Raw genomic sequence first — 5,760 nt, 5'->3', positions numbered from 1 at the left:
ACCGGGACGCGCGCCCGGATGCGGGTGCCGTCGGCGTTGTGCTCTTCCTGCTGGACGCGCCCACCGGCGTGCAGCCGGGCGACCAGGTCGCCGCGGTCGTACGGGATCACGACGTCGACGGCGGTGTCGGTGGGTGCGGCGAGCTCGGTCATCCGCCGCCGCAGGTCGTCGATGCCCTCGCCGGTGCGCGCGGAGACGAACACCGCCCCGGGCAACGCGTGGCGAAGCTTGGCCAGCGTCAGGTCGCTCGCGGCGTCGACCTTGTTGACCACCAGCAGCTCGGGCGGCGGGCTGCCGTCATGGTCCGCGATCACTTCGGAGATCACCTGGCGGACCGCGTTGATCTGGGCCACCGGGTTGACGTCGGAGCCGTCGACCACGTGCACCAGCAGGTCGGCGTCGACGACCTCCTCGAGCGTGGAGCGGAACGCCTCGACCAGCTGGGTGGGCAGGTGCCGGACGAACCCGACGGTGTCGGTGAGGACGGCCGGCCGGCCGTCGGTGAGTTCGGCGCGCCGGGTGGTGGGTTCCAGCGTGGCGAACAACGCGTCCTGCACCAGCACCCCGGCCCCGGTCAGCGAGTTGAGCAGGCTGGATTTGCCGGCGTTGGTGTAGCCGACGATGGCGATCGACGGGGCGTCGCTGTGCAGCCGGCGGCTGCGCTGGGTGTCGCGGGCCTGCTTCATGTCCTTGATCTCGCGGCGCAGCTTGGCCATCCGTTCCCGGATGCGGCGACGGTCGGTCTCGATCTTGGTCTCACCGGGACCGCGCAAACCCACGCCGCCGCCGCTGCCACCGGCGCGGCCGCCGGCCTGCCTCGACATCGACTCGCCCCAGCCACTCCCCTGGCGGGCAGCTCGACGATGTGGGCCAGCGCGCCCGCCAATTCGCCGACGACAACCTCGGCGGCCGGACGGGCGGCGGCGCCGGGCCAGGATCCGACACCGCTGGCCGTGGCGAAAACACTCACCGGCCAACCGTATTCGACGTCGGATCGCACGCCGGTCGCCAGGGGTGTTCGGGGCGGGTAGGTTCAAGCCGAGAAGGGTGCGAAGGGTGTGGCGCAGAGCGAGACTCACGGGGCGGCTGCTGTTGTGCGGCGCGGTGCTGCTGACGGCGTGCACCCGGGTGGTGGGCGGCACCGCCCTACCGGGATTCGGGCCCGCCGCCAAGGGCGTGCACGGCGTCAACGTCGACACGATCCTGCTGGACCAGCCGCGAATGCGCGCGATCACCGGCGCCGGTGAGCACCTGACGATCATTCCCTCCATGGATGGCAGCCGGCCGGTGGACATCGACGCACTCGCTGACACCGCGCCCGCCGAATGCCGGTTCCTCTATGCCGAGACGGCGACGTTCGGGCCCGACATCGAGGAGTTCCACAAGACCACCTTCCAGGACCCGCCCGACGGCGCGCTGATCTCCGAGGGCGCCGCGGCCTATCCGGACGTCGACACCGCGCGGCGCGCCTTCGGCGCCCTGGTGACCGCCGTCGGGAACTGCGCGGGTGGCTCGTCGGGCCAGCTGCTGGTCGGCGACTGGACCGCCAACGCCAACTCGCTGCACCTGGCGCCCGGCGGGTGCGGGCGCGACTACCGGGTGCTGTCGGTGGCCATGGTGGAGGTCACGTTCTGCGGCTTTGCGCAATCGGTGTCCGACATCGTGATGACGAACATCGCCGCCAACGTCCAATGATCTAGCTCACCAGTGCGCCGTCGTGAACAACTCGAAATTCGCCTGACCTGTGTGGATCCACATCGCGACGTGCAGGGCCGTGAAGGCCACCGAGACCGCCAGGGCGGCGATCGCCAGCGCGAAACCGTTCTGCCCGCGGCGCCTGGCCTGGCGCAACGCGACCACGGCGAGGATGCCGCTCAAGATCGGGCTGCCGTACATGCCCGTGAGGCTCAGCACGAACGCCGCGATGGCAAGGGCGTTGGTCTGGACGGTCGGCACCTCCCGTGCCGTGATCTGGTGTGTGCACATGTGTGCCGATTCCTTTCCTGGCTGTCAGGGAAAGGTTCGGCGACGGCCCTTGCCGCATCCTCTACGAATTCTTGGAATCGCGGGGTCAGCCCGAGGTGCCGGCGATCGTGGCACTGCCGAGCACCTCGTCGCCGTCGGCGTCCGGGCGGTACAGCACCAGCGTCTGGCCGCGCGCCNCGCGATGGCAAGGGCGTTGGTCTGGACGGTCGGCACCTCCCGTGCCGTGATCTGGTGTGTGCACATGTGTGCCGATTCCTTTCCTGGCTGTCAGGGAAAGGTTCGGCGACGGCCCTTGCCGCATCCTCTACGAATTCTTGGAATCGCGGGGTCAGCCCGAGGTGCCGGCGATCGTGGCACTGCCGAGCACCTCGTCGCCGTCGGCGTCCGGGCGGTACAGCACCAGCGTCTGGCCGCGCGCCACACCGCGCAGCGGGACCCGCAACCGAACGACGAGCTCGTCATTCACCAATTCGGCGACGGCGCCGGCCGTTTCACCGTGCGCCCGCACCTGCACCGCGCACTCGACGGGCCCCCCGGGTGCGGCCCCCGCGGTGAAGACCGGGGACCGCCCGACCAGCGCGCGGACGTCGAGGTCGGCGGCCCCGCCCACCTGAACCGTCCCCGTCTCGGCGTCGATGGAGGTCACGTAACGCGGGCGGCCATCGGGTCCCGGCCCGGCGATGCCCAGGCCCTTGCGCTGCCCAATGGTGAAACCGTGCACCCCGTCGTGGGTGGCCAGCACCGCGCCGTCGGTGGTGACGACGGCCCCGCGCCGCACCCCGATGCGCTCCCCCAGGAAGGCCCGGGTGTCGCCGGTCGGGATGAAGCAGATGTCGTGGCTGTCCGGCTTGTCGGCGACGGCCAGGCCGCGACGGGCCGCCTCGGCCCGGATCTGCGGTTTGGGGGTGTCCCCGATCGGGAACGCCGCGTGCCGCAGCTGCTCGGCGGTCAGCACGGCCAGCACGTACGACTGATCCTTGTCCCGGTCGACGGCGCGGCGCAGCCGCCCGCCGGACAGCCGTGCGTAGTGGCCCGTCGCCACCGTGTCGAAGCCCAGCGCAAGGGCTTTCGCCGACAGCGCCGAGAACTTGATCCGCTGGTTGCACCGCACGCACGGGTTCGGGGTCTCGCCGCGGGCGTAGGACTCGACGAAATCGTCGATCACGTCCGCCTTGAACCGCTCCGCGAAATCCCAGATGTAGAAGGGGATTCCGAGGACGTCGGCGACGCGGCGCGCGTCCGAGGCGTCTTCTTTCGAACAGCAGNGCAACTGCCCCACCGCCTGCACGGCGTCGCTGTGCATCGGAACCCCGAACTCCGCGGCCACGGCGGCCAGTTCGCCGACCGGCAGCACCGTGCCGACCTCGTTGTTGGCCCACATTACCGACACCAGCGCGACGTCGTCGCGGCGTGTGAGCGCCTCGCGCAGCGCGGCCGCCGACACCGAGCCGTCGGCGGCGGTGGGCAGCCAGGTCACCTCGGCGCCCTCGTGCTCGACGAGCCAGTTCACCGAGTCCAGCACGGCGTGGTGTTCGATCTCACTGGTGACGATGCGCCGGCGCTGCGGATCGGCGGCCCGCCGGGCCCAGTAGATGCCCTTGACGGCCAGGTTGTCGCTCTCGGTGCCGCCCGCGGTGAAGATGACCTCGGACGGGCGCGCTCCCAGCTTGGCCGCGATCAGCTCGCGGGATTCCTCGATGCGCCGCCGCGCCGCCCGGCCGCTGGTGTGCAGCGACGACGCGTTGCCGACCGTGCCGAGCACGGCCGTCATCGCCTCGATGGCGGCGGGATGCATCGGGGTGGTGGCGGCGTGATCGAGGTAGACCATGACGCGCCCCACGATACCTGCAGGTCTAGTCAGTTAACCCACCAGCACGTGGCGGCGACCGGACCGCTGCGGGACCCCCACGCCCACCGCCGACTGGCAACGGCGGGCCAGCCCCCGCCGATCGGTGCCCGGCAGCTGCAGGGATTCCACGTGAACATGCGCCCACGTGCGGCGCACGGCCAGCAACCGGCACATCGACCGCCACAAGGTGTCGTCGCCGACGAAGGCGGGAGCGGTCGACACGCAGCCGTCGACGTGGTGGTAGGTCAACCGGAGCGGTTGCACGGGACGACCGGCGTCGATCGCGGCCTGGAACATCGCCGGATAGAACGACCCGCAGGCCAGCCCGCACCACGTGGTGCCCTCCGGAAACGCCACCACGGTCTGACCCGCGCGCAGCCGGTGCGCGACGGTCTCGACCACCCCGGGCAGCCGCCGGAGGTTGGCGCGTTCGATGGGAATGATCTTCAGCAGGCGCACCGAGAGGTCGCCGAACAGGTCGGCGCGGGCCACGAACGACCCGGGCAGCACCGACCCGATGGCGAACACGTCCAGCCAGGACATGTGGGGGCTGACCACCAGGACGCCGCGCAGGTTGCGGATCGGGCTGCCCGACACGCTGATGCGGACACTGAAGCAGCGCAGCACCACCCGGCAGTAGAACCGCTGCACCCGCGCCTGGCCCGGCAGGGGCACCAGCGCCAGCNGGGCGCGGCGGCGCCGGGATGTCGTCGAGGGCCCGCCCGCCGACGCGCACCGGCCGGTACGGGCGCACCCGGTACTGCGGCGGCGCGGCGTGCCGGTCGAGGATGAAGTCGCGCACACCGCGCAGCTGGCTGCCCGGCATGTCCCCGTCCGACGCGTCGCCGATGGGCACCGACACGCAGCCGGTCACGTAGTCGTAGCCGTAGCGGTCCAGGTAGGCCAGGATGCCGGCCCACATCAGCAGCACCACGCCGCCGTTGCGGTGGCCGTCGCGGACCACCGCGCGCCCCATCTCCACCAGCGACGGCCGCAGCGAGTCGAAGGCGCGAACGTCGAATTCCGTTGCGGTGTAAAGCCCGCCGGCGGCGATGGCACCCGCGGGCGCCAGCATCCGGTAGCAACCCACCAACTCGCCGGTGTCGTCGTCGCGGACCAGCAGGTGATCGCAGTGCTCGTCGAACCGGTCGACGTCGATGTGCGCCGCGCCGCCCGTCGGCAATGTGAATCCCGGCGTGCTGCTGAACACGTCGTACCGGAGCCGCTGCGCCGCCTCGATCAAGCCGGGGTCGGTGGACAGCAACAGCGAATAGCGGGGCCCGGCCGAGCCGGCCGCCGCGCCGTCCGGCAGGGCGGCGGCTATCAGGACAGAAGCGATGCTCATGGGAAACAACGTCGCGCAGTCGTTGTGCTATTCGGCATCGACGCTGTGACGTGTCGGTGCACGTCAGATGACGAAACGTCGCGAAAAGATAACGGCCCCGCGGGTAGCCTGCGGGGCCGTTAACTGCTGGTGAACGGGGGTTTTAGCCCTTGCGCGCCTTGATCGCGTCGGTCAGCTGCGGAGCCACCTTGAACAGGTCGCCCACCACGCCGTAGTCGGCGATCTCGAAGATCGGCGCCTCTTCGTCCTTGTTGACCGCGACGATCGTCTTGGAGGTCTGCATGCCCGCACGGTGCTGGATCGCCCCGGAGATGCCCAGCGCGATGTAGAGCTGCGGGGACACGGTCTTGCCGGTCTGGCCGACCTGGAACTGGCCCGGGTAGTAGCCGGAGTCCACCGCGGCGCGCGACGCACCGACCGCCGCGCCCAGCGAGTCGGCCAGCGCCTCGACGACGTTGAAGTTCTCCGCGCTGCCGACGCCGCGGCCGCCGGAGACCACGATGGTGGCCTCCGTCAGCTCGGGGCGGTCACCGGCGACCGCCGGCTCGCGGGCGGTGATCTTGGTGGCGTTCTCGGCGGG

At 71.0% G+C, this 5,760-nt stretch carries 5 protein-coding genes and 4 pseudogenes; 1 reads left to right on the top strand and 8 read right to left on the bottom strand.

Annotated elements, in window-relative coordinates; translation table 11 throughout:
- Both hflX and BN4348_RS34250 read right to left on the bottom strand, forming a co-directional pair.
- Positions 1-839: pseudogene (hflX, locus tag BN4348_RS34255) on the bottom strand (GTPase HflX); the annotation flags it as partial.
- Positions 839-970, bottom strand: a pseudogene (locus BN4348_RS34250) (methionine synthase); the annotation flags it as partial. The pseudogenes BN4348_RS34250 and hflX, both read right to left, overlap by 1 nt.
- An 86-nt stretch (positions 971-1,056) precedes the next feature.
- On the opposite strand from BN4348_RS34250, the gene BN4348_RS34245 reads away from it, so the two are divergent.
- Entirely contained in the window at positions 1,057-1,695 is a 639-nt protein-coding gene (locus BN4348_RS34245) for a sensor domain-containing protein (protein ID WP_066909253.1), read from the top strand.
- Positions 1,696-1,701: 6 nt separating this feature from the next.
- Here BN4348_RS34245 and BN4348_RS34240 read toward each other — a convergent pair whose 3' ends face one another.
- The 6 genes and pseudogenes from BN4348_RS34240 to BN4348_RS34220 all read right to left on the bottom strand — a co-directional run.
- Positions 1,702-1,986: a DUF4190 domain-containing protein gene (locus tag BN4348_RS34240; protein ID WP_066909250.1), complete on the bottom strand. Its 285-nt coding sequence runs from the start codon at positions 1,984-1,986 to the stop codon at positions 1,702-1,704.
- 85 nt (positions 1,987-2,071) lie between these two features.
- Positions 2,072-2,176: pseudogene (locus tag BN4348_RS62685) on the bottom strand (aminomethyltransferase beta-barrel domain-containing protein); the annotation flags it as partial.
- A gap of 138 nt (positions 2,177-2,314) precedes the next feature.
- Positions 2,315-3,814, bottom strand: coding sequence for a tRNA 2-thiouridine(34) synthase MnmA (gene mnmA, locus BN4348_RS62115; RefSeq protein WP_084453966.1), 1,500 nt, complete (start codon positions 3,812-3,814; stop codon positions 2,315-2,317).
- Positions 3,815-3,847: 33 nt separating this feature from the next.
- A complete protein-coding gene (locus BN4348_RS34230) occupies positions 3,848-4,639 on the bottom strand; it encodes a lysophospholipid acyltransferase family protein (protein ID WP_084453965.1) in 792 nt (263 codons plus the stop codon).
- A 121-nt stretch (positions 4,640-4,760) separates the two neighbouring features.
- Positions 4,761-5,180, bottom strand: a pseudogene (locus tag BN4348_RS62680) (GNAT family N-acetyltransferase); the annotation flags it as partial.
- A 142-nt stretch (positions 5,181-5,322) separates the two neighbouring features.
- Positions 5,323-5,760: electron transfer flavoprotein subunit alpha/FixB family protein (locus tag BN4348_RS34220; protein WP_142308641.1), on the bottom strand; the 438-nt coding region annotated here is incomplete at its 5' end.

The sequence above is a fragment of the Mycobacterium interjectum genome (genome assembly GCF_900078675.2).
Taxonomy (GTDB): Bacteria; Actinomycetota; Actinomycetes; order Mycobacteriales; family Mycobacteriaceae; genus Mycobacterium; species Mycobacterium interjectum.
This window is presented reverse-complemented; position numbering and strand designations above follow the sequence as displayed.